Below are 26,878 nucleotides of genomic sequence, written 5' to 3' on the forward strand. Positions count from 1 at the left end.
GGGTCCGGTCTCAGGCGTGCGGGGCCGTGCGCCGGGCGATGAGGTGGAGTCGGTCGCCGTCCGCCGTGCCCGCCGGGACCGCGCCTTCGCGCCAGGCGGGTTCGGTGCGCGGTCCCGGCCCGTCGTGCAGGGCCAGTACCTCGAATCCGGCCCCGGTGACGGTGCGGCACAGCTCCCCGGGCAGCAGCAGCCGCCAGGCCGAGCGCTGTTCGACCGGGGGCGAACCGTCGTCCGTGGTCCAGGTGCGGGAGCGGTGCAGAAGGCGTCCGGCGGCGTCCACGCGCAGCCGGGTGACGGACCGATAGGTGACGCTCCCGTGGGTGAACGCGTGGGCGGCGGGGGCACCGTCGCGGTGGGCGCGGCCCAGGAAGTAGGCGCCGTTGCGCATCTCCGCGACGAGCAGGCCGCCGGGGGCGAGCGCCCGGTGGCAGGCGGCGAGGCATCCGGCGAGTTCCGCGTCGGTCCGGCAGTAGAGCAGCGCGCTGTCCAGGCAGACGACGGCGTCGAAGCGCCCCGCCCCCAGGTCGAAGCGGCGCAGGTCCGCGCGGAGGTAGCGGGGGCCCGGGTGGTGCCGGGCCGCGTACCGGAGCATCGCGTCGGAGAGGTCCGCTCCGGTCACCGTACGGCCGGCCGTGTGCAGGTGGGCGGCGTCGCGGCCGGTGCCGCAGCCGATGTCGAGGACGCGGGAACCGGCCCCGTGGGTGCGCAGGCACTCCTCGGTCCAGCGTCCGGCGAGCCGTTCCTCGTCGGGGAAGCGCGCTTCGTACAGGGCCGGGTTGTCGGTGAGCAGGTTCCTGTCCTTCATCGCGGCCTCCTCACGCCCGGGCCGGCAGGGGCGTCGGCGCGGCGGGCAGGGCCCCGGTGCGGTGGAGCCGCGCGACGGCGGCGGCCGAGACGAGCCCGAGTCCGGCGCAGCACACCCACGGCAGCCACCCGGCGCCCGTGCGCGCACCGGTGTCCATCGCCCAGCCGACGGCGGCGTTGCCCAGGGCGGCCGCGATGCCGGAGACCACGTAGAAGACGCCGAAGTAGGTGCCGGTGAGCCGGGACCGGCCGAAGCCGGGCACCAGCTCCATCACGAAGGGCTGAGCGGCCATGAGGCCGGTCTGCAGGAGCAGGACGCCGGCCAGCACGGGCAGCAGGCGCAGTACGGCACCGGCCGCGTCTCCCGGGTCGGCGTCCGGTCCGGAGGCCACGAGCAGGGGCGGCACGAAGGCCGCGGCCATGAGCGCGAGGCCGCGGCTGATCCAGGCCGCCCGGCCGCCCCGGCGTCGCAGCGCCCGGGTGATGCGCAGCTGGAGCCCGAGCCCGGCGAGCGTCGCCACGACGAGGACCGGTCCTGCCGCGCCGTCCCACCCGGTGGCCCGGCGCGCGCCCTCGGGCAGCAGCAGATAGAGCTGGCTCTCCAGCGCGATCATGGCCACCATGGCCACGGCGAACGCCATGAACGGCCGGTTCCCCACCACCTCGCGCCAGTCCGCCAGCACGCTCTTCTCGGCCGGAGCGCCCCGTCCTGCGGGCAGCGTCAGAGCCTGGGCGACGGTCAGAAGGGCGAACAGCCCGGCCGCCGTCAGGGCCGCGGCCCGGAAGTCGACGAGGAGCAGCGCGCTGCCGAGAAGGGGGCCGACGAGGGCCCCGGTCGTCGCGAACAAGTTGAACAGGGCGAACGCCTCGGCCTTGCGCTCCCCCGCCTCCTGCGCGAGGAAGGCGCGGACGGCCGGGTTGAACAGGGCTCCGGCCAGGCCGCTGAGCACGGAGGCCGCCAGCAGCACCGCTGTCCCGTCGCCCAGGGCGAACAGGCCGAAGCCCGCGGTCCGCAGGGCGCAGCCGGTGATGATCACGCCCCGGGCGCCGAGCCGGTCCGCCGCCGAGCCGCCCAGGATGAACAGTCCCTGCTGGCTGAGGTTGCGCACGCCGAGGACGGTGCCGACGGCGGCGGCGGACATGCCGAGGTCGCTGCTCAGGTGGACGGCGAGGTAGGGGATGAGGAGGTAGAAGCCGGTGTTCACGCCGAGTTGGTTGACCAGCAGGAGGCGGACGGTTGGGCTGAAGCTGCGGAGCTCGTGCCAGGTCGTCACGGTCGCCCCCCTGCCGGAGCGGCCGGCGGGCTCGGGTGTACGCCGAGCCCCGGCCGCGCACTCGCGCGCACGGTGCCGTTGTCGCCGCCGATGCCGGTCCAGGGGTCGTGGGCGAGCAGGAGATGGCCGTCCAGGTCGGTCCACCGGGCCCGGTCGGCGAGGTGGACGGCGGGGGCGATGCCGAGTGAACTGGCGGTGAGACAGCCGAGCATGAGATCCGTTCCGCTTCCGGCGATCAGTGCGGCGATGCGCAGGGCGGCGCCGGGGCCGCCGCACTTGGCGAGCTTGACGTTGATGCCGTGGACGCGTCCTGCGAGGCGGCGGGCGTCCTCGAAGGAGACCGCGTCCTCGTCCGCGACGACCGGCAGTGGTGACCGCGCGGCAAGCCGGGCCAGCCCTTCCGGGTCGCCCGGTGCGACGGGCTGTTCGACGGCCTCGACGCCCAGTTCGGCGAACCGCCCGAGCAGCCGGCGCGCGGCGGAGCCGCTCCAGCCGCCGTTCGGGTCGAGGAGCAGGCGTGCGCCGGGGGCGGCGGCGCGGACCGCGCGGACCCGGGCGAGGTCGTCCTCGGGGTCCGCCGATCCGGCCTTGACCTTGAGGACGGCGAATCCCCGGTCCGCGAGGCGGGCGGCGAGGGCGGCGGCCCGGGAGGGCGTGGTGATGCCGATGGTCCGGGCGGTGGCGGCGGTGGGAGGGGCGGCGGTGCCGAGGAGCCGGTGCACGGGCTCACCGGCGCGTTTGCCGACGAGGTCGAGCAGCGCGGACTCCACGGCGGCGGTGACCGCCGGGGGCGTGGCGGGGGCGTCCCCGGGGAGCGTGGCGAGGGCGGTCTCGGGGTCGGGGAAGCGGGCGAGTGCGCGGGAGGACCGGTGCAGCCACTGGCACAGGGCCCCGGCGTCCAGCCCGTAGTACACGCTGGTGACGGCTTCGCCGTAGCGGTGGAGGCCCTGGTGCTCGACGGCCAGCCGCACGGCGTGCCGGGCGGTCGTGGTGGACCGGGAGATCCGCAGCGGCTCGGCGAGCCGGAGTTCCACCGTGCTGAGGGTGCACTTCATCGGGGCTCCTGGGGGCGGGTGACCGTGGTGCAGCGGGTCCAGCCCGTGGCCTCCGCGGCGCCGGGGTGGGAGATCTCGACGGGGCGGGTCGCGGGGGCACCCGTACGGAGGCCGTGCAGGGCGTTGAAGCCGTCGTCGAAGACGCTGCCGAGGTAGCGGTGCGGTCCGTCCGGGAAGACGGTGGCCACGACCGCGCCCTGGTGCGTACGGGCGGCCCAGGCCGCGACGAGGGCGACGGCCCCGGTGCTCCAGCCGCCGCTGACGAAGTTGCCCCTGGCGAGCCTGCGGCAGCTGTCGGCGGCCTCGGCCGGGCCGACCCAGTGGACCTCGTCGAAACGCTCGTGGGCGACGTTGCGGGGGTGGATGCTGCTGCCGAGGCCGCGCATGAGCTGGGGGCGGGCGGGCTGGCCGAAGATGGCCGAGCCGGTGGCATCGACGCCGATCAGCCGCAGCGCGGGCCAGTGTCCGCGCAGCGGGGCGGCGGTGCCGGCGCTGTGCCCACCGGTGCCGACGCTGCACACCAGCACGTCCACCCGGTCGAGCCGGCCGGCGATCTCGGCGGCGAGCGAGGCGTAACCGGCGGTGTTGTCGGGGTTGTTGTACTGGTCGGGCCAGTAGGCGTCCGGCAGTGTGGCCAGCAGTTCGCGCAGCCGGGAGAGCCGGGCCGCCTGCCAGCCGCCCTCCTCGGCGGGGCGGTCGACCAGATCGAGCCGGGCCCCGTGGGCGCGCAGCAACTGCCGCATGGACGGTTCGAGTTCGGCGTCGCCCACCAGGATCACTGGGTGGCCGAGTGCCTGGCCCGCGAAGGCCAGGCCGATGCCGAGGGTGCCGGACGTCGACTCCACGACCGGTGCGCCGGGCCGGAGTTCGCCGCGCTCCTCTGCTCCTTGGAGCATCGAGACGGCGGCGCGGGCCTTCATGCCGCCCACGCCGAAGCCTTCGAGCTTGGCCCAGAAGCCGGGGTGCGGACAGGGCAGGGGTGCGGTGATCCGGGCGAGCGGGGTGCGCCCGACGAGGCCGAGCAGGTCGCGGTTGCCCGCGGGGCGCAGGAGTGCCGTGGTCACCGGGTGCCTCCGTACTGGTGGATGGTGCCGGGGCCGCCGTCGAGCCAGAAGAAGGGGTACGGCTCCGCGGACACGGCGGTGACTCCGGAGCCGATGAGCCGGGGCAGCACCGCGCTGCCCGTCTGCGCGTACATCACCAGCGGCTTTGCGTACCGCAGGGCGTGGGCCCTGAGCTGTTCGAAGCTGCCGTTGCCGAGGGTCATCCCGGAGGCGAGGACGGCGTCGCAGCGGGTGAGGTGGTCCGAGGGGTCGCCGTACACCGGCTCGTCCCACTCGGTGGTGCCACCCTTGAGATCGCAGGGCACGTACCGCAGTCCGCGCCCGCGCATCGCTTCGAGGAGCGAGTTGACCACGCCGACGACGAGCACCGTGCGGCCGGGCGGGAGGCCGAGCAGGCCGACGACGGCGCGCGCCCTGGCCCGCGACTTCTCCAGGGAGTTGCCCGCGGGCAACGGCACCGGCCGGGCGCCCGAGGCGGGGCCGTGGGGCAGGACGTGCATGAGGAAGGCGTCGAGTGCGGCGATCCGCACGGGCAGCAGGGGGTGGGCGAGCAGTGTGGCGGCGTCGGTGCCGACGCACTCGTCGGCCGCGGCGTCCGGCAGCTCGCCCGGCTCGACCGCGCAGGACCCGACGGCGGCGCCGATGCGCAGGCTCAGCACCTCGTTGTAGTAGCCACGGGCCCGCCCCGGATGCCTGACGGACTGGTGGGTGGTGAAGGCGGTGCTGACGTGGAGGGCCCCGGGGTCGTACCCGTACGTACCGGCCAGGACCCGGGAGACGAGCTCCTCGCACGAGCCGGGGGCCGGGGCGGCGGCGGTGTGCGCGGTCATCGGGACACCACCCGGGGGCGGAGGCCCGCCAGCAGCGCTTCCACCCGGGCGCGGGCGCCCGTCCCGCCGGTGTCGCCCGCCATCACATGGCCGAGGTAGGCGTTGTTGCTGCCCACCGCGGTGACCCGGGTGCCGGGCGCGGCGAGGCTGAGCTCCAGCACGTCGTCGGCCTCGCCGACCGTGTCGCCGCCGTCGATGCCGTCCAGCACTCCCCCGGCGGCCGGCACCAGGAAGCCGATGGCGGCGCTGCGCAGTCCGGTGTCGCGCGTCCGCAGATCCGGCTCCTCGCCGAGGGCCACGCTCACACAGGCGGCGGCGAGGTCGATGCCGGTCACATGCCGGACCAGTTCGGTGATGCGGTTCCCGGCCGGGCGTGGGTTGACCTCCACCACGCGGGGCCCTGCGGGCGTCAGTTTGATCTCGGTATGCGCGACGACGCCGTCCAGGCCCAGCGCCTCCACCGCCCGGACGGCCGTGTCCCGGGCCGCGAGGGCGTCCTGCTCGGTGAGGGCTGCCGGGAACATGTGCCCGGTCTCCACGAAGGCCGGTGCGCCGCCGGTGCTCTTGTCGGTCACCCCGATCACCTGGGTCCGTCCCCGGTGCGTGACCGTCTCGACGCTGACTTCCGGGCCGTGCAGCAGCTCTTCCAGCAGGACCACGGGGGACCGGCGCTGTCCCCGCGCGTTGACCGGGTAGTCGGCGATCGCCCGGTGGGCCTCGGCCAGCTGTGACTCGTCGTCCACGCGGCGCACCAGCATCCCGGCGCACAGGTCCACGGGCTTGACCACCAGCGGCAGTCCGATGCGGGCCGCTGCCTCGGCGGTGCCGGCCCAGTCGGCGCAGACCGCGTAGCGCGGTCCGGGGACTCCGGCACGGGCGAGGACGTCGCGGGTGGCGTCCTTGCGGCAGGCGTTCTCCATCGCTTCGGGGGCGGGGCCGGGCAGACGGAGCCGGGCCGCGATCCGGGCGGCCACCGGCAGGTAGTAGTCGCAGGAGGACACCACCGCGTCGAAACCCATGGCCCGGTGGGCCCGTTCGGCGAACGGCAGCAGGCGGTCGGAATCGTTGGTGGGGGCCGTCAGCACGTTCCGGGCCGTGAGCAGCGGGTGCCGGGCGCCTTCCGGCGCCGAGCGCAGGTAGTGGTGCAGATCGCGGGTGAGGAAGGTGAATTCGTGTCCGCCCTCCCCGATCGCTCTCGGCAACAGCCTGCTCATCGACCCGACCCAGCTCTCGACCATCAGCAGATGAGCCACAACTCCCCCTCTTGAAAGCACGGTTGCGGATTTCCGGGCACACGCCGGCACACGGCCGGCAGGCCGTGCGCCCGACCCCGCATACGTTAACGACAATCGTTTTCATTGTCATCTACATGCCGGAAACCCCTGCGTTTCCGCCGATTTGCGCGGGCCCGGCGCGCGCGGTTGATTGGAATGAGGTACGTGCGTCGCCCGCCGAGAGTCGGGTGTGCACCGTGCGTGGTCCTCGATGTGAGGTGAGTCCCGTGCTGTTCGCCGACCGTCCCGACGCGGGCCGGCGGCTCGCCGAAGCCCTGCGGCCCCTCGCGCAGAGTGATCCCGTCGTGCTGGGCCTGCCCCGCGGCGGTGTGCCCGTCGCCTACCGCGTCGCACAGGAGCTCGGCGCCCCGCTCGACGTCATCGTGGTCCGCAAGCTGGGCGTCCCGCGCCACCCGGAGCTGGGCTTCGGGGCCATCGGGGAGGGCGGGGTCCGGATCATCAGCGACGACATCGTGCGCCGGGCCGGCGTGTCGGACTCCGACATCGCGGCCGTCCAGGAGGCGGAGGAGGCCGAACTGCGGCGCCGGGCCCGGGAGTTCCGGGGCGACCGGCCGCGCGTCCCGCTCGACGGGCGCACCGTGGTCCTCGTGGACGACGGGATCGCCACCGGTGCGACCGCGCTCGCCGCCTGCGCGGTCGCCCGGGCGCAGGGCGCCGCGCATGTGGTGCTGGCCGTGCCGGTCGCGCCGCCGTCCGCCGCGGCCCGGCTGCGGAAGGAGGCGGACGAGCTGGTCTGCCTGTCCTCGCCGGCCGGGTTCTCGGCGGTGGGCGAGTGGTACCGGGACTTCGGCCAGACGCCGGACGAGGAGGTCGTCGCGCTCCTGGCCCGGGCCGCGCGGCAGACAGGGCCCCGGCTGACCAGCGACGTCCTGGTGGAGGCCGCCGGGGTCGACCTGCCGGGCACCCTCACCCCGGCCGGTGGCTCCGGGGCGCTCGTGGTGTTCGCCCACGGCTCCGGGAGCAGCCGGCACAGCCCGCGCAACCGGTCGGTCGCGGCGGCGCTGAACCGGGCCGGCCTCGGCACGCTGCTGTTCGACCTGCTCACCGCGGACGAGGAGGCGGAGGGCGGCCATGTCTTCGACATCTCGGCCCTCGCCGGCCGCCTGGTGGACGCCACGGCCTGGGTGCGGGGCCATGCGCCCGGGCCCCTCGGCGTGTTCGGTGCCAGCACGGGCGCGGCCGCCGCGCTCCAGGCGGCGGCCGTCGTGGGCGCGGACCGGGACACGGGCATCGGCGCGGTCGTCTCGCGGGGTGGCCGGCCGGATCTGGCGGGGGCCCGCCTGGGCGAGGTCCGCTCCCCCACACTGCTGCTCGTGGGGAGCCGGGACACCGAGGTGCTGGACCTGAACCGCCGGGCCCAGGCGGCGCTGCGCTGCGAGAACCGGCTCGACGTGGTCCCGGGCGCGACGCACCTCTTCGAGGAACCGGGCACGCTGGACGAGGTCGCCGAGCGGGCCCGCGCGTGGTTCCTGGATCACCTGTCCGGCGCGGGTGCCTGACCGTACGCCCGTCGTCGCCGCGTTCAGGCGCCTCCCGCTCCCCCTCACCGGTGCATGGACGCACCCTTGAGGATCTTGTCCACCGCGCCGCGTGGGCCGTGCACCGCGATCCCGACCAGGTCCAGCGAGTCCCGGTGCACGGCGCGCACCGCGGCACGGTTGTCCCGGTCGTTGCCCGTCGCGAAGAGGTCCGAGGTGAACACGGACAGCGCGACGCCCCGGCCGACGGCCCGGGTGTGGGCGGTGGTCAGCGTCTCCTTCGTGCCCTCGAAGACCATGACGGGCTGGCGGAACATCGGCAGGTACGGCGTGTCGTCGGCGTCGGTGTACGGCTCGCCGATCAGCTCCGGGGCGGCCGTGGAGAGGCCGCTGACCAGGAAGGCGGTGACGTTCAGCCGCTGCCAGGTCTCCAGGTCGTTCCTCAGCAGCACGGCGATCTTGGTGTCGAAGCGGACGGGTGCGGGTGCGGTGTTCTCAGCTGTCATGACCCCGAGCCTGCCGGGGCTCCCGGGGCCCGGTCTTGTACGAACTTTGCGCGTCGGGGCGCGGCGACCGCTCGGGCGTACGATCGGCACATGGCCGCAGCACGTCCCGAGATCACCGCGTGGTCGCCGCCCGTGGAGGGGATCGCCGAGGTCTTCCACGCGCGTTTCACCGACCACGCCTATCCCATGCACACGCACGACGCGTGGACGCTGCTCGTGGTGGACGAGGGGATGGTTCGCTACGACCTGGACCACCACGAGCACGGTGTGCTCACCCACACGGTGACGCTGCTGCCGCCGCACGTCCCGCACAACGGCGCGGCGGCCACCCCCGAGGGCTTCCGGAAACGCGTGCTGTATCTGGACACCGGCCAGGTGGACGAACGGCTGATCGGCCGGGCGGTGGACCGGCCGGTGCTGCACGACCCGGCGCTGCGCGGCCGTATCGACAGCCTCCACCGCACGCTCGCGAGCCGGGGTGACGAGCTGGAGGCGGCGAGCCGGCTCGCCCTGGTCGCGGAACGGCTCGAACAGCACTTGGGCGACCGGGTCGGCTCCGCCCCGTACGTACGGGACAGCAAGCTGGCACACCGGCTGCGCGAGCTGCTCGACGCGACCTATGTCGAGGGCATCACGCTCCAGGAGGCCGGGGCGCGGCTGCACGCCCATCATGCCCATCTGGTAAGGGCGTTCAGCCGCGAGTTCGGCATGGCACCGCACCAGTACGTCACGGGCAGGCGGGTCGATCTGGCGCGCCGGCTGCTTCTGCGCGGGGTCCCGGCGTCGGCGGTGGCCGCGTCGGCGGGTTTCTACGACCAGTCGCACCTGACCCGCCACTTCAAGCGGATCGTGGGTACGGGCCCGGGGCACTATGCGCGGCGTTCGAGCACTCCGCGTACGAAGGCGGCCTGACCCGCGTGCTGGAGGTCGTCCGACAGGACGCTGACCAGCCGCACCCCGAGGGTGACGGGCGGGTCCCACGCCTCGTCCACGACGCGGCCCAGCGCGTGGCCGTCCAGGCCGCGGAGGTACGCAAGCGTGTGCTCGTGGACGGCGTCGTAGTAGCCGAGGAGCAGATCGGCCGAGCCCACGCGGACGGCCGCGACCTCCTTGCTGCTCTGGCCGTAGCCGGTGGCGTCGGCGGGGAGGGGCAGGTCGAAGCGGCCGGCCCAGTCCTGGGCGGTCCAGAGCTGTTCGGTACCGGCCGCGTCCGCGATGTGGTCGTCCTGGACGCGGGTCAGGTGCCAGACGAGCCAGGCGATCGAGTTGGCGTCGTTGTCGAGCCGGGCGTGCAGGGCGTCGGGGTCCAGGCCCTCGACGGCCGCGTGCACGGTCTCCTGGATGCGGGTGTATCCATCGGTCAGGATGTCGGTGACGTTCATGCGTTCAACCATGGCCGTTCCCCTTCCCCCGCGCGGCCACCGACACGCACGGGGGCGGGCACCGGCGGGGAGGCCCCCGCCGGTGCCCGCCCGGCCGTCAGCTGTAGATGCCGAACTCCCAGAGGGAGTAGCCCCACGCCGTGCCCCGCTGGGTGAGGTTGAGCTTCACATAGCGGGCCGTCTGCGCGATGTCGAGGTCGTCGGCGTCCCCGTCACCGGTGGTCGTGGTGTACACCGACCGCCAGGAGTTTCCGTCGTCCGAGACCAGCACCTCGTAGGACTTGGCGTACGCCGGGTCCCACACCAGCTGGAGGTGGCGGAAGGACTTCCGCTCGCCCAGGTCGACCTGGATGGACTGCGGGTCGCTCCAGTCGCTGGCCCACCGGGTGTCCAGCCGTCCGTCGGTCGCCATCCCCGCGGTGCAGGGGCAGCCGCTGCTGCCGGCCTGGGCGGAGCTGGCGGTCGCGGGGCGGCCGAGCGCGATGTTGGTGCCGCTGACCGGAGGCACCACGACCTTCACCGACTTGGTCTCGATCCCGGCGTTGCCGTGGCCGTCCTCGGCCTGGATGTACACCTTCCACACCCCGAGCCGCGCGGGCGCGGTGACCGCGAAGGTGCCGTTGCCGGTGGACCGCCAGGTGGCCTCCACCAGGCCCTTGTCGCCGGTCGCGTAGTTGCCGCTGAGGTAGATCTTGTACGCGATCGGGTCGTTGTCCGGGTCGCGGACGTCGGCCCGCATGGTGAACTCCTTGCCCGCGGGGGCGCCACCGGCGTTCTGGACCGTCATGTTGCTGATCACGGGCGGGGTGTTGTCTCCGGCGGTGGAGCCGCTGTACGCCTTCTTCAGCGCGTAGTAGGAGAGCCGCTTCTTGCCGTCCGGCACCACGTTGAACCAGACACCGCCGAAGTCGTGCTCGGTGCCGTAGTGGAAGAAGGTGGCGCCCAGCGCGACACCCTGGTGGGCGGTGACACAGTTCCACGCCTTGGTGTAGCCCTCGGCCTTCTGCACGTCGGTGGGCTCGTCCGGAACCCCGTTGGCGTCGTCCGGGACCTCCCACTCACCGGCCGGGCCGCCCTCGGTGATGATGTAGGGCTTGGTGTAGCCGCCCGTCTCCCAGGTGTTGCGTACGGCGCAGATGTCGCCGTACGAGTTGACCGAGTAGAGGTCCAGGTCGGGGGCGTTGCGCTTGTAGTAGGGCCAGGCACCGGTCCAGGCGTCGGTGGACGTCACGGGGTGGTCCGGGTCGATGGTGTGGATCTTCTTGGCGACGTCGTTGACGAAGGTGGTGTAGGCGTTGCGCTGCTTCTCCAGCTCGTCACCGCTGTAGCAGTTCTGCAGGCCGAGCACCGACTCGTTGCCGACGTTCCACATGAGCACACCGGGGTGGCTCTTGTACGTGTCCACCCACTTGGCGAACTCGGTGAGCGACGAGGACTTGTACGCGTCGTCGGTCAGGTAGTTGACGCAGCCGCCGCTGCCGGGGCCGCCGCCGGGCTGCAGCCAGAAGCCGCTGACCACGCGGATTCCGTTCGCCGCCGCCGCGTCGAGCAGCGGCTTGGAGGTGCCGTCGGTGCCCCAGGTCCGGATGGTGTTGACACCCATGGACTTCAGGTCGGGCATGTAACGCGCCGCGTCGTTGACGGACGGGCCCCAGGTCAGTCCCTTGACCTGGTACGGCTTGCCGTCGACGGTGAGCTGCCAGTTGCCCTGCGAACCGGTGACGCGGACGGCCCCGCCGGTGCCGGGGTCCGGGTTCGTGGAGCCGGTGGTGCCGTACACCTGGAACTCCCAGAGGGAGTAGCCGTAGCCGCCGGCGCGGGCGGTGCCGTGCATCCTGACGTAGCGCCCGGAACCGCTGACCGCGAGGTCGTCGGTGCCGCCGTCGCCGTTGGTGACGGTCTTCAGGGTGCGCCAGTCGGAGCCGTTGTCGGACGCCTGGATCTCGTACGCCTTGCCGTAGGCGGACTCCCAGGTCAGGACGACCCTGCTGAGGTCGGCGGTGGCACCCAGGTCCACCTGGAGCCACTGGGGGTCGCTCCACTGGCTGGCCCAGCGGGTGCCGGTGAGGTTGCCGTCCACGGCGGCCGAGGGCGCGTAGCCGGCGCCCTCGGACGAGGACGCGGTGGCGGTCCTGCCCTGCGACAGCAGGGTTTCCGCGGCCCGGGCGCCGGGCGCGGTCAGCATGACCAGCGACGAGGCGACAAGGGCGAGCAGGGTGATCAGCAGCGTGCCCGCGCGGGGTCTCGCGGGCAGGGCTGAACCGGGTCTGTGCACATTCTCTCCTGGCGGAAGAGTGCGGGACGGGGATCCCGCTGCGGGTTGGGAGAGCGCTCTCCCAGGAGAGTGACGTGTACTCGTCCAGCTGTCAACGATCAGAACGTGCCGGGTTCACGGCAATGTGCGGAAGGGGTTACGGAACGAGGTTCCGCCCGGTCCCGGCGGGGTGCTCCGGGCGGCCGCCGACCCCTGCGGCCCGCGCCGCGGCGTGCAGCGAGCGCAGGGCCAGCAGGAGGAACCCGATGTCATCGAGGTATACCGGGTCCGGCAGCAGGTCGACCGGCGACACGGTGTACAGCACCGCCGCCCAGACCAGCGCCTTGTTGTGCAGCGGGACACCGGCGTCCACCAGCAGTTTCCTGGCCTTCAGGACGCGCACCAGGAGGACGCCGACGGCGGCCAGCATGAGCAGCACGAGGGCCGCGCCGACGATGATCCAAGCCTTGGTGTCCATGCTTCATCCTGCCTCATCCGGAGCGGCGCGTCCGGTGCCGGGTGCGACGCTTCAGGGCGCGCCGCTCGGTCTCACCGAGTCCGCCCCACACCCCGGCGTCCTGGTTGTTCTCCAGGGCCCACCGCAGGCATTCCTCCTGTACGGGGCAGCGTCGGCACACCGCCTTGGCCTCCTCGACCTGGACGAGGGCCGGGCCGGTGCTTCCGATGGGGAAGAAAAGGTCCGGGTCCTCGTCGCGGCAGGCCGCGTGCATGCGCCAGTTCTCCATGGACTCTCACTCCTGACGGTCGTGTGCGTCGCGTTTGCCTCGGTACGCTGCGAGTGACCGGCATTTCGCCCTCGAAACCCCCGTGCCCCTTCCTTCGCTTCCTCTTCACGTACCGCGAAGCTGCGGGGGCGGCGGCTCAGGGGCGATCATGGGAGACGGCGGGCCTGCGTCGGGCACGGTGACGGCTGGGAAGGATCGTCCGTGGGCGGCACTGATGACATGCGGATCGGCTGGGGCGAGGCCCGCCGGGCGGGCGCGCGCCGGGCGTCCGAGAGCGGTCTGCTCGATGTCCTCGGCGTCGCCGCACTCGTCCTGGACACGCAGGGCCGCATCGTCCTGTGGAGCCCGCAGGCCGAACGGCTGCTGGGGTATACCGCCGACGAGGCGCTGGGCGAGTACGCCGCCCGGGTGCTGGTCGACGAGGAGCACCTGGAGCTGGTGCTGCGCCTGTTCGGCGAGGTGATGGGCAGCGGCGAGGCATGGGCCGGGGTCTTCCCCGTACGGCACAAGGACGGCACGACCCGGCTGCTGGAGTTCCGCAACATGCGGCTGCAGGACGACCAGGGTGACTTCTACGCGCTGGGGCTGGCGGCCGACGGAGACGTGCTGCGCCGGCTGGAGCGGGATCTCGCGCTGTCGGTGGGCCTGGTCGACCAGTCTCCGATCGGCCTCGCGGTGCTGGGCCCGGACCTGCGCTTCATGTCCGCGAACCCCGCGCTGGAACTGATGGACGGCACGAGCGCCGCCGGGCATTTGGGGCGGTCGATGGGCGAGGCCCTGTCGTTCCTGGCACCGGACGGCCTGGAGGCGGCCGCACGGGAGGTCCTGGAAAGCGGCGTCCCGCAGGTCTCGCGCCAGCTGGCCGGCCGCTCCCCCGCCGCCCCGGACAGCGACCGTGCCTGGTCGGTGTCGCTGTACCGGCTGGACGACTCCGCGGGGCGGGTGCTGGGCATCGCCCTGTCGCTGATCGACGTCACCGACCGGTACCGCGCGGCGGCCGAGGCCGAGCGGGCCCGGCAGCACCTCGCGCTGATCGCGGACGCCTCGGTGCGCATCGGCACCACGCTCGACCTGGAACAGACCGCCCTGGAGCTGGCCGAGGTGACCGTGCCGCAGCTCGCCGACGTCGCCGCGGTGGACGTGCTGGACAGCGTCCTGAAGGGACGTCCCGGTCCGGCGGACGGCCCGCTCCTCATCCAGGCCCTCGCCGTGGTCTCCGCCCGGCCGACCCCGGTGGTGGAGGCGGCGGACCCGCCGGGCCGGGCCGCCCAGTACGGCCCCGACCGCCTGGTCACCCGCTGTGTGCGGACGGCCCGGCCGGTGCGGGTGCCCCGTCTCGACGCGGTTTCGCTGGCGCGGGTGGCCCGCGACGAGCGGTCGGCCGCCCTGCTCGCCGAGGCCGGTGCGCATTCGTATCTGGCGGTACCGCTGATCGCGCGGGGCGAGGTGCTGGGGGCGATCGACCTGATCCGGACCGACAACCCGCTGCCCTTCACCGCGGAGGACGAGGCGCTGGCCGCCGAGCTGGCGGCCCGGGCCGCGGTCGGCATCGACAACGCCCGGCTCTACCGCCAGCAGCAGGAGACCGCGCTCACCCTTCAGCGCAGCATGCTGCCCCGCAACCACCACGACCCGGTGGGCCTGGAAGTGGTGTCCCGCTACCGGCCGGCCGCCTCGCGGTACGAGGTCGGCGGTGACTGGTTCGACGTGATCGGGCTGCGCGATGACGGGACCGCCCTGGTGGTGGGCGATGTGATGGGCAGCGGGATCAACGCGGCGACCACGATGGGCCGGCTGCGCACCGCCACCCAGACCCTGTCCCGTCTCTCCCTGGAGCCCGCCGAGGTGCTGGGCCACCTGGACGAGATCACCGCCGGGCTGGACCCGTGGTTCGCCACCTGTGTGTACGCCGCTTACGATCCGGGCTCCGGGCAGTGCCGGGTGTCCAGGGCCGGCCATCTGCCGCCGGTGCTGATCCCGGAGGGCGGTGAGCCGGTGCTGCTCGACCTTCCCGCCGGGGCGCCGCTGGGGGTGGGCGGGGTGCCGTTCAGCGATGTCACGGTCCCGCTGGGTCCGGGCGACCGGCTGGTCCTCTACACGGACGGCCTGGTGGAGACCCGGGACGACGACATCGACAGCCGCCTGGCGACGCTGCTCGGGCTGTTGCGGACTCCGGACGCGTCGCTCGACGCGACGTGCGACCGGCTGCTGCGCGAGCTGCGGGACCCGGACGGCCACGACGACGTGGCGCTGCTGATGGCCCGGGTCCACGCGTGACGGCGGCGTTGGGTCAGTGCGAGCACCTGCGCCGGGTGCGGCACTTCGCGGCGGATCGTCCGCGCCGGCCGCCGGCGCCCAGGAAGCCCAGGCCGATGCCCAGCATCCAGGAGTCCTTGGCGAGCGCGATCCCGTCCTGCGTCGGCCGCAGGCTGCCGGGCTCCCGCATGCCGGGGGTCCGCAGATAGAGGCCGAAGAGGCCGCCGGAGAACCCGGTGAGGGCGAGTCCGGCGAGCCGGGTCGGCACGAACGGGGTCAGCAGCGTGGCGCCGACCGCGATCTCGGACCAGGCCAGCATCCGGGTGAATTGGGCGGGTTCCAGCTTGCCGAGGAACGGGTAGGCGTTGCTGGCCATACCGTGCAGCCCCTGGGCGGTCCCTTCGTCGGCCTTGAGCTTGCCGAGGCCGGAGTTGAGGATGAAGGCGCCGGTGGCGAGGCGCGGCGGGATGTCGCGCGGTTCGGGCAACAGCATCATGGCGTGAGCCTCCATGGAACAGGTCGTCGGCCCCCGGTCGAGCCTAGCCAGCCGGTGTCCCGGGCGCGCGTCGAGCCGCCGGGCGGGTGGGCGATACTGAGCGCGGCGGGAACCCGAAGGGGGCTCAGTGATCCAACAAGAAGCCAAGTACGACATCGTGGTGGTCGGAGGCAGCGGGGTGGACACCATCGTCCGCGTCGACGCCCTGCCGGTCCCGCTCGCCGACTCGGTCATGGTCGGCCCGATCCAGGAGTGGCCCGGCCAGACCGGCGGCAACGTGGCGCTCGGCGCCCGCGCGCTGGGGCTCGACGTGGCATTCCTGGACTGCATCGGCGACGACGGGACCGGCGCGCTGGTGCGCGAGCGCCTGGCGGAGGGCGATGTGGAGTTCCACGCGGTGATCTCCCCGGCCGGGACCCGCCGTGCGGTGAACCTGGTGGACGCGACCGGCCGGCGGATGTCGTTCTACGACGCCCGGGACCCGGAGGACCTGCGGATGCCGCGGGACTTCTATCTGCCCCACCTGCGCCGGGCCCGCCATGTCCATCTGTCGATCACGGGCTTCACCCGGTTCCTCTACGACGACATCGAGGCGCTGGGGGTGCCGGTCTCGACGGATCTGCACGACTGGGACGGACTCGCCGACCATCAGCGGGAGTTCGCGCTCCGCTCGGACCTGGTCTTCTTCAGCGCGGCGGCGACCGGGGAGCGCGCGCCCGAGCTGATGCGGGAGATCCTGCACAAGGGCCGGGCCGGGGCCGTGGTGGCCACGGCGGGCGCGGGGGGCGCGTACCTCCTCACGCGCGACGGCGCGGGCGAGCCGGTGCACATTCCGGCGGTGGCGCCGCCCGCGCCGGTGGTCGATTCCAACGGGGCGGGCGACGCGTTCGTCACCGGATTCCTGTACGGCAGGCTGGACGGGCGTGAGCCCGCCGAGTGCGCCCGGCTGGGTGCGGTGGCGGGTGCCTTCGCGTGTACGGCTCCGGGCTCCACGGCCATGATCGGCCGGGCGGAGCTGCTGGGCGCGTGACGGTGTGTGGGTGCCCCGGCCGTCCGGGGCACCCACACGGACGGGTCACTTCAGGTAGGGGCCCGCGGTGCCGATCTTTCCGGGGCCGTTCAGCACGTACACGCGCATGTTGCCCTTGCCCGGGGCGTCGACGGTGAGCTTTCCGTCGCTGACGACGCGGGTGTCACCGGTCACGGCGTCCTTGTAGGTGCCGTTGGGGATGCCGGTGTACGAGGCGCCGCCCGTGACGGTGACCAGGGCGAAGCTGTCGGTCGCCCCGCTGGTGTAGCGGCGCTTGTACGCCATCTGGCCCGTGATGCCCTCCGTGGAGTACTGGCCCATCTGGAGGGCGGGGACGGCGCGGCGGATCCGGTTGAGCCGCTGGAGGTGCTTCACCAGGGGCTGGGCGAGGGTGTTCGCGACCTCACCGGATGCGGAGTCGACCTGCGAGAACTCCGAGGCGGTGACGTTGCCCGCGAGGTGGTCGCCGTAGTAGGCGCGGCCGGTGGTGGCCAGGGGGCAGGTGGGACCGCAGTCGATCTTCTTGCCGGCCTGGAACTCGATCTCCGATCCGTAATAGAGCGTCGGGATGCCGCGGAAGGTCCACATCAGGGACATGTTCTCGGCCCAGGCGTCGGTGCCGCCCGCGTAGCGTTCGCTGCTCTTGTTGGGCCCGTAGTCGTGGCTGTCGACGTAGACGACGTTGTAGGTGGCGTCGTTGGTGGAGTCGTCGGAGTCCTTGCCGTTGTTGAACGCGTTGGTGGCGTCACCGAAGTTCATGTGCATGCGCATGTCGATGATGTTCATGCCGGAGAACTGGCTGTGGTCCGGGGTGTGGTAGCTGTTCCCGTCGAGGAAGGCGTTGGTGGACGTCGGCTGGTTGCCGGTACCGAGCTTCTCCTCGTACTCGTACATCTCCAGGGCGGCCTTGGTGTCGTCGGCGTCGTACTCCTTGCGTTCCTTCCAGGTGAAGAACTGCGCCGAGTGGTTGACCGAGCCGCGGTTCCACTTGTCGTTGACGAAGGCGCCGACCTCACCGAAGACGAGGAAGTTCTTCGCGGCCTCGGCGCCGAACCGCTGGGTGACGCGCTCCTGGATCGCGGGCAGGAAGCGCCGGTTCCAGGTGGTGCGCGGGATGTGCACCGCGGTGTCGATGCGGAAGCCGTCCACGCCCATGTCGATGTACTTGTCGTAGGCGCCGATCAGGTAGTTCTGCACCGGTGCGGACTCGGTGTTGAAGTCGGCCAGGTCCTCGTGCAGCCAGCAGGAGCGGGAGTCCTCGCCCTCCCAGTTGCCGAGCCAGCAGGTGTGGTAGTACTCCTTCGGGAACATCCCCGATGTGGGGTTGGGCCACTGGCAGTTGTAGATGGTGTAGCCCTCGGCGGACTTGCCGCCGGTGGGCTTGCCCCAGTTGAGGCAGGTGTTGCCGGCGGGTTCGGCGGTGGACCACAGGTCGCCGTTGTAGTAGGACTTGCCGCTCTTGGGTTCGACGGTGAGCCCGTCGTACTCGAAGCCCTCGTTCTTCTCGTCGTAGTACCAGCTCCACTGCGTGTCCCTGACGCCGTAGACGGTGGGCGTGAACAGGCCCTTGGCGCCCCAGCGCGAGGAGTGGTTGTAGACGACGTCCTGGTAGATCTTCATGCCCTTGGCGTGGGCGGCGTTGATGAGGTCCTGGTAGGAGGCCCCGGCGGACTCCAGGCGGGAGTCGACCTTGTAGAAGTCGTAGCCGTGGTAGCCGTGGTAGTCGTAGTCGGAGCGGTTCAGGACGACCGGGGTGATCCAGATCGCGGAGAAGCCGAGCCCCTTGATGTAGTCCAGCTTGTTGACCAGGCCCTTGAAGTCCCCCCGGAACATGGGGTCGTTGTTGGCCGCGTTGCCGGACTTGACGTCCTGGCTGCCGCCCCGGTCGTTGCTCGCGTCGCCGTCGTTGAAGCGGGCAGTGAGGACGAAGTAGATCGGGTCCTTGCGGGGGTCGGTCCCGAGCGGCGTGCCCTGGGCCGCCGCCGGCGGCTTGTCACCGGTGGTCGCCTTCGCGGGCCCGGAGGCGGCGGAGGTGTTGCCCGCCGCGTCGACCGCCTTGACGGTGTAGGTGTAGGTGGTGTGCTCCTCCAGGCCCGATTCGGAGAGCACGGTGGAGGTCACATCGGTGACGACGCTGCCCTTGGTGCCGCCCGTGCGGGTGACCTGGTATTTCGTCACCTTGGTGTTGTCCGTGGCGGGTTCCCAGCTCAGGACGACCGAGACGCCGTCGGCCTTCGCCGCCACGCCGCTCGGCACGGTGGGCGCCTCGGTGTCGGCGGGCTCGGCGGCGCAGGGGTCCGCGGCGTCCTTGGCGACGGCGCGGTCCTTCACGGTGCTGAGGCCGGCCGGGATCGTGTAGTCGCCGCCGTTGTTGTTGTCCCAGACGCCGTTGCCGTTGTTGAACGCGGCCTTCATCGAGGTGGCGTCGCCGAGGTCGACCGTCTTCTTCACCCACCCGGTGCAGGCCGGTTCCATGCCGACACCGGGTACGGCGGTCCACGAGCCGCCCGCGGGCTGGTAGTGGAGGTTGGTGGTCGTCCAGCCGGTGGTGGCGGTGGAGTAGTACACCGATGCGGTGTGCGCCTCGTCGGACGGGGTGGGGCTCGGGTCGGGGTCACCACTGTCCGCGCAGGGGTCGCTGTGGGCGACGACCCCGTCCTTGACGGTGATGTTCCCGGCGCCCAGGTCGTAGTTCTTGCCCCCGTTGTTGTCCCAGACGCCCGAGCCGTTGTTGAAGGTCGCCTGGATGCCCTCGGCGCCGGAGAGCGGGACGGTCTTCTTGACCCAGTCGGTGCAGGCGGCCTCCATGGCCACGCCGGGCACGGTGGTCCACGCACCGCCGTCGGGGGCGTAGTGCAGGTTGTAGGCGGCCCAGTTCTTGGTCTTGGTGTAGTAGAAGACGGTGGTCGTCGCGTCGGAGGCCGCGACGGGCCGTGCGTCGAGGCCGGTGTCCGGCAGCGCGGTGAGCAGACCGCAGACCGCGGCGGCGGCAGCGGCGGACGCCAGGGCGCGTCTCAGCGGCCGGTGGGCGTTGCGTCTCATGGTGTCTCCAGGGAAGGGCCACGGCGGCGGCGAAGCCGTGGCGTCCGAAGCGCGGGAGGTGGGGCCCGCGCCGTCCCGCCGGAGACCCTGACGCGCCTCAAGGTCCGAGCGAGCTTGTAAATCAAGCCGGAATGTTGCTGCAATCTCTTGCAGCAGGGAAGTTACCGGCACATGACAAGCCCGTAAAGGGGCACGGGGCTCCCGTTTCGCGCCGCCCACCGCCTCCGCTCAGAGCGGCACCGTCAACTGCGCCTGCACGTGCGCGTACAGCACCTCGGCCATATCGGTCTCACCGTTGCTGAGCAGCCATTGGATCTGCAGCCCGTCCATCAGCGCGATCAGCTGCTGCGCCGCCTCCTGTGGGTCGATGTCCTCGCGCAGCACGCCCTTCTCGCGCGCCTCCGTGTACGAGACGGCCGTGGACCGGACCGAGCGGCGATACCGCTCCACGAAGTAGGCGTGCGCCGGATGGTCGGCGGAGGTGGCCTCGGCGGACAACACGCAGAACAGCTCGACTATGCCGCGCCGCTCGGCGTTGAGCGCGGCGAGCCCGACCAGCCGGCGCAGCCGGTCGACGCCGGTGGGGCGTCCCGCCTCCAGCCACTGGCCGTCCACGGTGTCGCGGTGTTCCAGGACGGCGAGCAGCAGGGATTCCTTGGTCGGGAAGTGATGCAGCAGTCCGGGATGCGAGATGCCGCAGCGGGTGGCTATCACCCGCAGCGAGGCTCCCCGGTAGCCGGCCTCACCGAACATGGCCATGGCCTGGTCGAGGATTTCCCCGCGTTTGGCCCGGCCCTTCGCGTATCCACGCCGCTCATCGCCGGTCACTCGGCACGCTCCCCGGTCGTCTCGACAGGCCCCGCTGCGTATGTTTGCATCCTACTTACTTACCACTAGGTCGGTATTCGGCGTACGGTGGTGCCCGGAGCGCACAGCCTCCGCATACAGAACGTCGCCGACGTCGCGAAAGGACCTCCCGTGGGCTCCTCCCTGCCCTATCTCGACCCCCGCCTGTCCATTCCGGAGCGCGTCTCCGACCTGCTGGGCCGGATGACACTGCCCGAGAAGGTCGGCCAGATGCTCCAGCTGAACGGCAAGGACGGGGTGCGGCAGCACATCGAGGAGATGCACGCGGGTTCGATCCTGCACGCCTCGCCCGAACGCGTCCTGGAGGCCGCCGAACTGACGCGGCGCACCCGCCTCGGCATCCCGCTCCTGGTCGCCGAGGACTGCATCCATGGGCACTCGTTCTGGGAGGGCGCCACCATCTTCCCGACGCAGCTGGGGATGGCCGCGAGCTGGGACGCGGAGCTGCTGGAGCGCGTGGCGCGGGCGACCGCCGTCGAGGTGGCCGCGACCGGCGTCCACTGGACGTTCTCACCGGTGCTGTGCATCACCCGGGACCTGCGCTGGGGACGGGTCAGCGAGACGTTCGGCGAGGACCCGCACCTCATCGGCGAACTGGCGTCCGCGATGGTGCGCGGCTACCAGGGCGACGGGCTGGACGACCCGACGGCGATCCTGGCGTGCGCCAAGCACTTCGCGGGCTACTCCGAGACCCAGGGCGGCCGGGACGCGAGCGAGGCCGACATCTCGCGCCGCAAGCTGCGTGCCTGGTTCCTGCCGCCGTTCGAGCGGGTCGCCAGGGAGGGCTGCCGCACGTTCATGCTGGGCTACCAGTCGATGGACGGCGTCCCCGTCACCGTCAACAACTGGCTGCTCAACGAGGTGCTGCGCGGCGAGTGGGGCTACACCGGCACGCTGGTGACCGACTGGGACAACGTCGGGCGCATGGTGTGGGAGCAGAAGGTGTACGCGGACCACACCCAGGCGGCGGCCGCCGCGGTCCGGGCGGGCAACGACATGGTGATGACCACGCCCGACTTCTTCGAGGGAGCGCAGCAGGCCGTGGCGACCGGGCGGCTCGCCGAGGCGGACATCGACGCCGCGGTCGCGCGCATCCTCACGCTCAAGTTCGAGCTGGGCCTCTTCGAGAACCCGCGCCACCCCGACCGGGAGCGGCAGCAGGCGGTCATCGGCAGCGCCGGGCACGCCGCGCTCAACCTTGAGGCCGCCCGCCGCTCGCTGGTCCTGCTGGCCAACGACGGCACCCTGCCCCTGGACGGCGGCTTCGCGGCCGGGGCGGACGGGCGGGCGGTCGCGGAGGCCGGGGCGGCACCGCGTACGGTCGCCGTGATCGGGCCCAACGCCGACGACGCGCAGACGCAGCTCGGGGACTGGGCGGGCTCATCCGGTCAGGCGGACTGGCTGCCGGACGGTCATCCGCGCGCCATGATCCGTACCGTCCTGGACGGCTTCCGGGAGCACGTGCCCGCCGGCTGGACCGTCACCCACGCGCGCGGCGCCGACATCCTGACGGTGGGCCCGGACCCGGAGGGGGCCTTTTTCCCGGACGGGCAGCCGCGCCCCGAGATCGTCGTCCCGTGCGAACCGTCGGACGACCTGATCGCGGAGGCGGTTGCCGCGGCCGAGGCCGCCGACCACGTCGTCGCCGTGGTGGGCGACCGCATCGAGCTGATCGGCGAGGGGCGCTCGACCGCGACCCTGGAGCTGATCGGCGGCCAGATCGCGCTGCTGGACGCGCTCGCCGCGACGGGCAAGCCGTTCTCCGTGGTCGTCATCGCCTCCAAGCCGCTGGTGCTGCCGCCGTCCGCGTACCGCGCCTCGGCGATCGTGTACGCCTTCAACCCGGGCATGCAGGGCGGGCGTGCCGTGGCCGAGCTGGTCCTCGGCCTCGTGGAGCCGTCCGGCCGGCTGCCCGTGTCCTTCGCGCGCCACGCCGGGCAGCAGCCCACGTACTACAACCAGCTGCGCGGCCAGCACGGCTCGCGGTACGCGGACCTGACGCAGCGGCCCGCGTTCGCCTTCGGCGAGGGCCTGAGCTACACGACCGTCGCCTACTCGGACCTGGAGGTGCTGACCGACGTCCTGGGCGCGGGCGACACACTCCGGGCGCGCGTGACCGTCAGCAACACCGGCGGGCGCCCCGCGCTGGAGACCGTCCAGGCCTACGTGAGTGACCTGGTGACGTCCGTGACGTGGGCGGAGAAGGAGCTGAAGACCTACCGGCAGATCCGCCTGGCCCCGGGCGAGTCGCGCGAGGTGACGATCGAGCTGCCGGTGGCCGCGTGCGCACTGGTGGACGCCGAGGGACGGCGGGTCGTGGAGCCGGGGGCCTTCGAGCTGCTCGTCGGTCCGTCGTCGCGCGACGACGACCTGCTGCGGGCGGGCTTCACCGTCAAGGGCTGACGGACCGGCGGGAGCGGTCGGGCGGGTGTTCAGGCGCCCGGTCGGCCGCTCCCGCTTCCGCGCAGCCGTTCCAGGTCCGAGGGGCGGACCTGGATGACGAACAGTGCGATGAGCGCGGCGGCGACGGCGAAGGCCGCGGCGGCCAGGAACGAGGTGGAGACGCCCGACGCGAGGACCTGGTCCCCCCAGGGGCTGGGCAGCTGCCCCGTCCTGCGGAACCGGGCGAGTTGCGCCGGTGTCGCCTCGGCCATGAACTTGGGCACCTGGTCGGTCGCCTCGTTGCGGCTGGCCGTACCGAAGACCGTGACGAGGATGGACAGGCCGAGCGATCCGCCCACCTGCTGCGTGGTGTTGAGGATTCCGGAGGCCGCACCCGACTCGTGGGGCGCGACGCCGGAGAGTGCCATCAGCGTCAGCGAGACGAACTGCAGGCCCATGCCGAGCCCGAACACCAGGATCGGGCCCAGCAGGCTGCCCAGGTACGAACTGTGGACGTCGGTCTGCGTGAGCCAGCCGAGCCCGCCCGCCGCGAGGACCGCGCCCGTCACCATGAAGGGCTTGGGTCCGAACCGCGGCAGCAGTTTCGAGGTGAATCCGGCGCCGATCGCGATGATGACGCTGACCGGCAGGAAGGCGAGGCCCGTGCGCAGCGGGCTGAAGCCCAGGATGTTCTGCACGAACAGGGTCAGGAAGAAGAACATCCCGAACATCGCCGCGGCGAGGCTCAGCATGATCCCGTAGGTGCCCGCCCGGTTGCGGTCGCGGAACATCCACAGGGGGGTGATCGGCTGCCGGGACCGGTTCTCGATGGCGATGAACAGCCCGAGCAGCACCACCGCCGCGGCGAACGCGACCAGGGTCAGGGTGTTGCTCCAGCCCTCCTCGGAGGCCCGGATGAACCCGTAGACGAGGCTCACCATGCCCAGCGTCGCCGTGAGGGCGCCGAGCACGTCGAAGTGGCCCGGGTGGCGCTCGGACTCCTGGATGTAGCGGCGGGTCGCCAGCACGATCAACGCGCCGATGGGCACGTTGACGAAGAAGATCCACCGCCAGTCCAGCCACTCGACCAGCACGCCTCCCGCGAGCAGTCCGATGGCGCTGCCACCCGCCGAGACGGCCGCGAACACCCCGAACGCCCTGTTGCGCGCGGGGCCTTCGTGGAACGTCGTCGTGATGAGGGCGAGCGCGGTCGGCGATGCGATCGCGCCGCCGACGCCCTGGAGGGAGCGGGCGGCGAGCAACTGCCAGGACTCCTGGGCCAGTCCGCCGAGCAGGGAGGCGATGACGAAGAGGGCGACGCCGGTCATGAAGACCCGGCGCCGCCCGAGGATGTCACCGATCCGCCCGCCGAGCAGCAGCAGGCCGCCGAAGGTGAGGGTGTAGGCGTTGATCACCCACGACAGGTTCTCGGTGGAGAAGCCGAGGGATGTCTGGATGTGCGGCAGAGCGATGTTCACGATGGTGATGTCGAGGACCACCATCAGCTGGCACGAGCAGATGACCAGCAGGGCTATCGTGCCGCCGCGGTCCCTCCGGGGGGTTGCGGTGGCCTGCGCGGGTGTCGCGTGGGAGCCGGTCATGGGTTCGGTGCCGCTGGTGCGGTCGGGTGAACGAGGTCGTTCACCCAACCGACGGTAGACCTGGGCAGGGGTGGTCGCGAATCGATCTCTGTGGAGGCGCCTGCGGCGGGCCTTGTCCCTTCCCCGCGCCTTCCCGAAACGGGGGCTCCGCCCCGGGCCCCACTCCTCAAACGCCGGAGGGGCTGGATTCGGCGGCCTACTCGAACGCCGCTGCCGCCTCCCTCAGTGCCTGGGCCACCGCCTCCGGGGAGTCCGGGCCCGGGGCTCCCGGGGTGTACGTCACCGAGCCCAGGCGGCCCCGGTACGGGAAGGAGCGGTGGCGTTCGAAGAGGGGCCAGGAGATGGGGGACTTGCGGTCCACGCCGATGCTGATGCCCTGGAAGGGAGCCATGCCGATGAGCTGGTGGACGCTGGGCGGGGTGGCCCGGGTCGCACCGTCCGCCTCGATCCGGAAGCTCCACCGCAGGCCGCGTTCGGCGGTGGCGACGAGACGGACCGTGTGCTCGCCCGGTACGAGCGGGCCCGCGTCCGTCTCGTGGAGGACACCGTATTCGTTGTACGCGAAGTACAGGCGGCCGTCCTCCACGTACAGGCTGTAGCCGCCGCCCTGGTCGCCGTGCGAGACGAGGACGCCCTCGCCCGTCTCCTCGATCGCGACGGTCACCTCGAAGGACCGCAGGGAGACCAGGCGCGAGGAGCGGTAGCGCTCCAGTTCGGGGGTGCCGGGCAGCAGGGTGACGGGGCGCGACAGTCTGCGTTCGGCGGGGTTGCGACGGGCCAGGGCGCCGCTGCCGTCGGGGAGCGGGAAGACACCGTTGCGCCAGGCGGCCTTCTCCCAGGCCGCCGAGAGTTCCTTGACCAGGCCGGGGTGTCCGGCGGCCAGGTCGTGGATCTCCGTCGGGTCGGTCCTGATGTCGTACAGGGCCCACTCGGAGTCGTCGTAGGGCGCGCCGGGGCGGTGCAGGGTGACGAGTTTGCGGCCGTCGCGGTAGTAGCTGCGGTTGCCGGTCATCTCGCAGTACTGCTCGGGGTGGGTGGAGAGGTGTTCCGGGTCGGCGAGTACCGGGGCGAAGGTGACGCCGTCCGGTTCCTGGAGCGGGACCCCGCGGCGGCGCTCCGGGCGTTCCAGTCCGGCGAGTTCGAGGAGGGTCGGGGCGATGTCGGTGACGTACTGGTACTGCGGGCGTGTGCCCGGGGTGAGCCGTCCGTCGCGGGCGCCCTTCGGCCAGGACAGGACGAACGGGACGCGCACCCCGCCCGCGTACGTGTGCCCCTTGTAGAGCCGGAACGGGGTGTTGGAGGCCATGCCCCAGCCGCGCGGGTAGTGCACCAGGCTGCGCGGGCCGCCGATCAGCTCCGGGTCGCGGTCGACGTCCGGGGTCCAGTCCTCGGGCAGGGCGGGGTGGTGGACGAAGCGGCTGAAGTAGGAGCGGGTGCCCTCGGCGCCGCCCTCGCCGGTGCCTCCGTTGTCGGAGGTGAAGACGATGATGGTGTTGTCGAGCTCCCCCAGCGCGTCCAGGGTGGCGGTGAGCCGGCCGAGGTTCTGGTCGATGTTGTCGACCAGAGCCGCGTACACCTCCATGTAGCGGGCGTACAGGCGCTGTTGCTCCTCGGTGAGGCTGTCCCAGGGGGGCACGTCCTGCCCGGCCTCGCTGTTGCGTTCCGGGAGTTCGGTGCCGGGCGGGAAGAGGCCGTCGGCGATCTGGGCGGCGAAGCGGCGTTCGCGCAGCGCGTCCCAGCCCTCGTCGTAGCGGCCCCGGTGGCGGGCGATGTCCTCCTCCTTGGCCTGGAGCGGGCCGTGGACGGCGTTGTGCGCGAGGTAGAGGAAGAAGGGTTTGTCCGGGTCGTGGGCGCGCAGCGACTTCACCATGGAGATGGCCTGGTCGGTGATGTCGTCCGTGTAGTAGTAGTCGTCCGGGAACTCGTCGATGTCCAGTGGGCTGTTGTCGCGGACGAGCTGGTGCGGGTGGAAGAGGCTGGTGAGCCCTTCCAGTACGCCGTAGTACTGGTCGAAGCCCTTGCGCAGCGGCCAGTTGTCGCGGGTGTCGGCGGCGTTGGACGCGGAGTCGCGGACCAGGTGCCATTTGCCGACGGCGTAGGTGGCATAGCCCGAGTCGTGGAGGAGTTCGGCGAGGGTGGGGATGTCGTCGGCGATCTCCATGCCGTAACCCGGGAACCCCGGGTCGGAGTTGGCGACCATGGCGTAGCCGACGCGGTGCGGGTTGAGCCCGGTCAGCAGGGCGGCGCGGGCCGGGGAGCACAGCGGCATGGTGTGGTAGTTGCTGAGCCGTACACCGTCCTCGGCGAGGGTGTCGAGCACGGGGGTGGGGATCTCGGAGCCGAACGGACCGATATCGCTGTAGCCCATGTCGTCCACGAGCACGACGACGATGTTGGGGGCCTTCTCCCCCGGCGTCCGGGGCGCCGGCCAGGCCGGCTCGGAGGCGGCGAAGGTGCGGCCGATGCGGCCGGGGAAGCCGTCGTAGGGGTCGCGGCGGGTGCTGGTGGTCATCGGC

Annotated in this window: 21 protein-coding genes; 5 read left to right on the top strand and 16 right to left on the bottom strand. The window is 72.2% G+C overall.

The window, feature by feature from the left end; translation table 11 throughout:
- Positions 1-10: 10 nt before the first annotated feature.
- The 6 genes from ACZ6C6_RS14530 to ACZ6C6_RS14555 are packed head-to-tail and all read right to left on the bottom strand — an operon-like array spanning position 11 to position 6,280.
- Entirely contained in the window at positions 11-805 is a 795-nt protein-coding gene (locus ACZ6C6_RS14530) for a class I SAM-dependent methyltransferase (protein ID WP_469202589.1), read from the bottom strand.
- A gap of 10 nt (positions 806-815) precedes the next feature.
- Positions 816-2,078, bottom strand: a complete 1,263-nt coding sequence (locus ACZ6C6_RS14535; RefSeq protein ID WP_469202591.1) for an MFS transporter — start codon at positions 2,076-2,078, stop codon at positions 816-818.
- On the bottom strand, positions 2,075-3,133 hold the full coding sequence (locus tag ACZ6C6_RS14540; protein WP_469202593.1) for an enolase C-terminal domain-like protein: 1,059 nt from the start codon (positions 3,131-3,133) through the stop codon (positions 2,075-2,077). Before ACZ6C6_RS14540 ends, ACZ6C6_RS14535 begins: the two co-directional genes overlap by 4 nt.
- The gene (locus tag ACZ6C6_RS14545; RefSeq protein WP_469202595.1) at positions 3,130-4,197 is read right to left on the bottom strand and encodes a PLP-dependent cysteine synthase family protein; all 1,068 of its coding nucleotides are present in this window, start codon (positions 4,195-4,197) and stop codon (positions 3,130-3,132) included. Before ACZ6C6_RS14545 ends, ACZ6C6_RS14540 begins: the two co-directional genes overlap by 4 nt.
- Positions 4,194-5,027 (bottom strand): Rossmann-like domain-containing protein, encoded by an 834-nt coding sequence (locus ACZ6C6_RS14550; protein ID WP_469202597.1) that lies wholly within the window; start codon positions 5,025-5,027, stop codon positions 4,194-4,196. Before ACZ6C6_RS14550 ends, ACZ6C6_RS14545 begins: the two co-directional genes overlap by 4 nt.
- Positions 5,024-6,280 (bottom strand): ATP-grasp domain-containing protein, encoded by a 1,257-nt coding sequence (locus ACZ6C6_RS14555; RefSeq protein WP_469202599.1) that lies wholly within the window; start codon positions 6,278-6,280, stop codon positions 5,024-5,026. The genes ACZ6C6_RS14550 and ACZ6C6_RS14555 overlap by 4 nt, the downstream gene beginning before the upstream one ends.
- A gap of 248 nt (positions 6,281-6,528) precedes the next feature.
- Here ACZ6C6_RS14555 and ACZ6C6_RS14560 point away from each other — a divergent pair, with 248 nt between their 5' ends.
- Positions 6,529-7,821 (top strand): phosphoribosyltransferase family protein, encoded by a 1,293-nt coding sequence (locus tag ACZ6C6_RS14560; protein WP_469202601.1) that lies wholly within the window; start codon positions 6,529-6,531, stop codon positions 7,819-7,821.
- A 44-nt stretch (positions 7,822-7,865) separates the two neighbouring features.
- On the opposite strand, the gene ACZ6C6_RS14565 is transcribed toward ACZ6C6_RS14560, so the two are convergent.
- Complete coding sequence (locus ACZ6C6_RS14565; RefSeq protein WP_469202603.1) at positions 7,866-8,306, bottom strand: DUF2000 family protein; 441 nt, start codon at positions 8,304-8,306, stop codon at positions 7,866-7,868.
- Between the two features lie 90 nt (positions 8,307-8,396).
- On the opposite strand from ACZ6C6_RS14565, the gene ACZ6C6_RS14570 reads away from it, so the two are divergent.
- Positions 8,397-9,218: an AraC family transcriptional regulator gene (locus ACZ6C6_RS14570; protein WP_469202604.1), complete on the top strand. Its 822-nt coding sequence runs from the start codon at positions 8,397-8,399 to the stop codon at positions 9,216-9,218.
- Here ACZ6C6_RS14570 and ACZ6C6_RS14575 read toward each other — a convergent pair.
- From ACZ6C6_RS14575 to ACZ6C6_RS14590, 4 genes are all read right to left on the bottom strand, one after another.
- Positions 9,176-9,688 carry a mycothiol transferase gene (locus tag ACZ6C6_RS14575; RefSeq protein ID WP_469202717.1) on the bottom strand — a complete coding sequence of 171 codons (513 nt, stop codon included), beginning with the start codon at positions 9,686-9,688 and terminating at the stop codon, positions 9,176-9,178. The genes ACZ6C6_RS14570 and ACZ6C6_RS14575 overlap by 43 nt on opposite strands.
- 97 nt (positions 9,689-9,785) lie before the next feature.
- Positions 9,786-11,963 carry a discoidin domain-containing protein gene (locus ACZ6C6_RS14580; RefSeq protein WP_469202606.1) on the bottom strand — a complete coding sequence of 726 codons (2,178 nt, stop codon included), beginning with the start codon at positions 11,961-11,963 and terminating at the stop codon, positions 9,786-9,788.
- A 136-nt stretch (positions 11,964-12,099) separates the two neighbouring features.
- Complete coding sequence (locus tag ACZ6C6_RS14585) at positions 12,100-12,420, bottom strand: YkvA family protein (protein ID WP_469202608.1); 321 nt, start codon at positions 12,418-12,420, stop codon at positions 12,100-12,102.
- Positions 12,421-12,433: 13 nt separating this feature from the next.
- Positions 12,434-12,688: a WhiB family transcriptional regulator gene (locus ACZ6C6_RS14590; RefSeq protein ID WP_469202610.1), complete on the bottom strand. Its 255-nt coding sequence runs from the start codon at positions 12,686-12,688 to the stop codon at positions 12,434-12,436.
- 219 nt (positions 12,689-12,907) lie between these two features.
- Here ACZ6C6_RS14590 and ACZ6C6_RS14595 point away from each other — a divergent pair, with 219 nt between their 5' ends.
- Positions 12,908-14,965, top strand: a complete 2,058-nt coding sequence (locus tag ACZ6C6_RS14595; RefSeq protein ID WP_469202719.1) for a SpoIIE family protein phosphatase — start codon at positions 12,908-12,910, stop codon at positions 14,963-14,965.
- A gap of 13 nt (positions 14,966-14,978) precedes the next feature.
- On the opposite strand, the gene ACZ6C6_RS14600 is transcribed toward ACZ6C6_RS14595, so the two are convergent.
- Positions 14,979-15,440, bottom strand: coding sequence for a hypothetical protein (locus tag ACZ6C6_RS14600; RefSeq protein WP_469202612.1), 462 nt, complete (start codon positions 15,438-15,440; stop codon positions 14,979-14,981).
- A gap of 157 nt (positions 15,441-15,597) precedes the next feature.
- On the opposite strand from ACZ6C6_RS14600, the gene ACZ6C6_RS14605 reads away from it, so the two are divergent.
- Positions 15,598-16,470 carry a carbohydrate kinase family protein gene (locus ACZ6C6_RS14605; protein WP_469202721.1) on the top strand — a complete coding sequence of 291 codons (873 nt, stop codon included), beginning with the start codon at positions 15,598-15,600 and terminating at the stop codon, positions 16,468-16,470.
- A 45-nt stretch (positions 16,471-16,515) separates the two neighbouring features.
- Here the strand turns inward: ACZ6C6_RS14605 and ACZ6C6_RS14610 are convergent, their stop codons facing one another.
- Together ACZ6C6_RS14610 and ACZ6C6_RS14615 are read right to left on the bottom strand one after the other, a co-directional pair.
- Positions 16,516-19,512 carry a carbohydrate binding domain-containing protein gene (locus ACZ6C6_RS14610; protein WP_469202614.1) on the bottom strand — a complete coding sequence of 999 codons (2,997 nt, stop codon included), beginning with the start codon at positions 19,510-19,512 and terminating at the stop codon, positions 16,516-16,518.
- A 228-nt stretch (positions 19,513-19,740) separates the two neighbouring features.
- On the bottom strand, positions 19,741-20,340 hold the full coding sequence (locus ACZ6C6_RS14615) for a TetR/AcrR family transcriptional regulator (RefSeq protein ID WP_469202616.1): 600 nt from the start codon (positions 20,338-20,340) through the stop codon (positions 19,741-19,743).
- A gap of 150 nt (positions 20,341-20,490) precedes the next feature.
- Between ACZ6C6_RS14615 and ACZ6C6_RS14620 the strand changes: the two genes are divergently transcribed.
- Positions 20,491-22,782 (top strand): exo-beta-d-1,3/1,6-glucosidase, encoded by a 2,292-nt coding sequence (locus ACZ6C6_RS14620; RefSeq protein WP_469202618.1) that lies wholly within the window; start codon positions 20,491-20,493, stop codon positions 22,780-22,782.
- Between the two features lie 29 nt (positions 22,783-22,811).
- Here ACZ6C6_RS14620 and ACZ6C6_RS14625 read toward each other — a convergent pair whose 3' ends face one another.
- Positions 22,812-24,362 (bottom strand): MFS transporter, encoded by a 1,551-nt coding sequence (locus ACZ6C6_RS14625; RefSeq protein WP_469202620.1) that lies wholly within the window; start codon positions 24,360-24,362, stop codon positions 22,812-22,814.
- 196 nt (positions 24,363-24,558) lie between these two features.
- Complete coding sequence (locus tag ACZ6C6_RS14630; protein WP_469202622.1) at positions 24,559-26,874, bottom strand: arylsulfatase; 2,316 nt, start codon at positions 26,872-26,874, stop codon at positions 24,559-24,561.
- Positions 26,875-26,878 lie beyond the last annotated feature (4 nt).

The organism is Streptomyces sp. NPDC041814, from assembly GCF_055590565.1.

Bases quoted from the DNA above. Each gene is read 5' to 3' on its own strand.
- ACZ6C6_RS14550 (WP_469202597.1), bottom strand. From the start codon at position 5,027: ATGACCGCGCACACCGCCGCCGCCCCGGCCCCCGGCTCGTGCGAGGAG.
- ACZ6C6_RS14630 (WP_469202622.1), bottom strand. From the start codon at position 26,874: ATGACCACCAGCACCCGCCGCGACCCCTACGACGGCTTCCCCGGCCGC.
- ACZ6C6_RS14565 (WP_469202603.1), bottom strand. From the start codon at position 8,306: ATGACAGCTGAGAACACCGCACCCGCACCCGTCCGCTTCGACACCAAG.
- ACZ6C6_RS14600 (WP_469202612.1), bottom strand. From the start codon at position 15,440: ATGATGCTGTTGCCCGAACCGCGCGACATCCCGCCGCGCCTCGCCACC.
- ACZ6C6_RS14595 (WP_469202719.1), top strand. From the start codon at position 12,908: ATGCGGATCGGCTGGGGCGAGGCCCGCCGGGCGGGCGCGCGCCGGGCG.
- ACZ6C6_RS14625 (WP_469202620.1), bottom strand. From the start codon at position 24,362: ATGACCGGCTCCCACGCGACACCCGCGCAGGCCACCGCAACCCCCCGG.
- ACZ6C6_RS14590 (WP_469202610.1), bottom strand. From the start codon at position 12,688: ATGGAGAACTGGCGCATGCACGCGGCCTGCCGCGACGAGGACCCGGAC.
- ACZ6C6_RS14570 (WP_469202604.1), top strand. From the start codon at position 8,397: ATGGCCGCAGCACGTCCCGAGATCACCGCGTGGTCGCCGCCCGTGGAG.
- ACZ6C6_RS14575 (WP_469202717.1), bottom strand. From the start codon at position 9,688: ATGAACGTCACCGACATCCTGACCGATGGATACACCCGCATCCAGGAG.
- ACZ6C6_RS14540 (WP_469202593.1), bottom strand. From the start codon at position 3,133: ATGAAGTGCACCCTCAGCACGGTGGAACTCCGGCTCGCCGAGCCGCTG.
- ACZ6C6_RS14530 (WP_469202589.1), bottom strand. From the start codon at position 805: ATGAAGGACAGGAACCTGCTCACCGACAACCCGGCCCTGTACGAAGCG.
- ACZ6C6_RS14610 (WP_469202614.1), bottom strand. From the start codon at position 19,512: ATGAGACGCAACGCCCACCGGCCGCTGAGACGCGCCCTGGCGTCCGCC.
- ACZ6C6_RS14585 (WP_469202608.1), bottom strand. From the start codon at position 12,420: ATGGACACCAAGGCTTGGATCATCGTCGGCGCGGCCCTCGTGCTGCTC.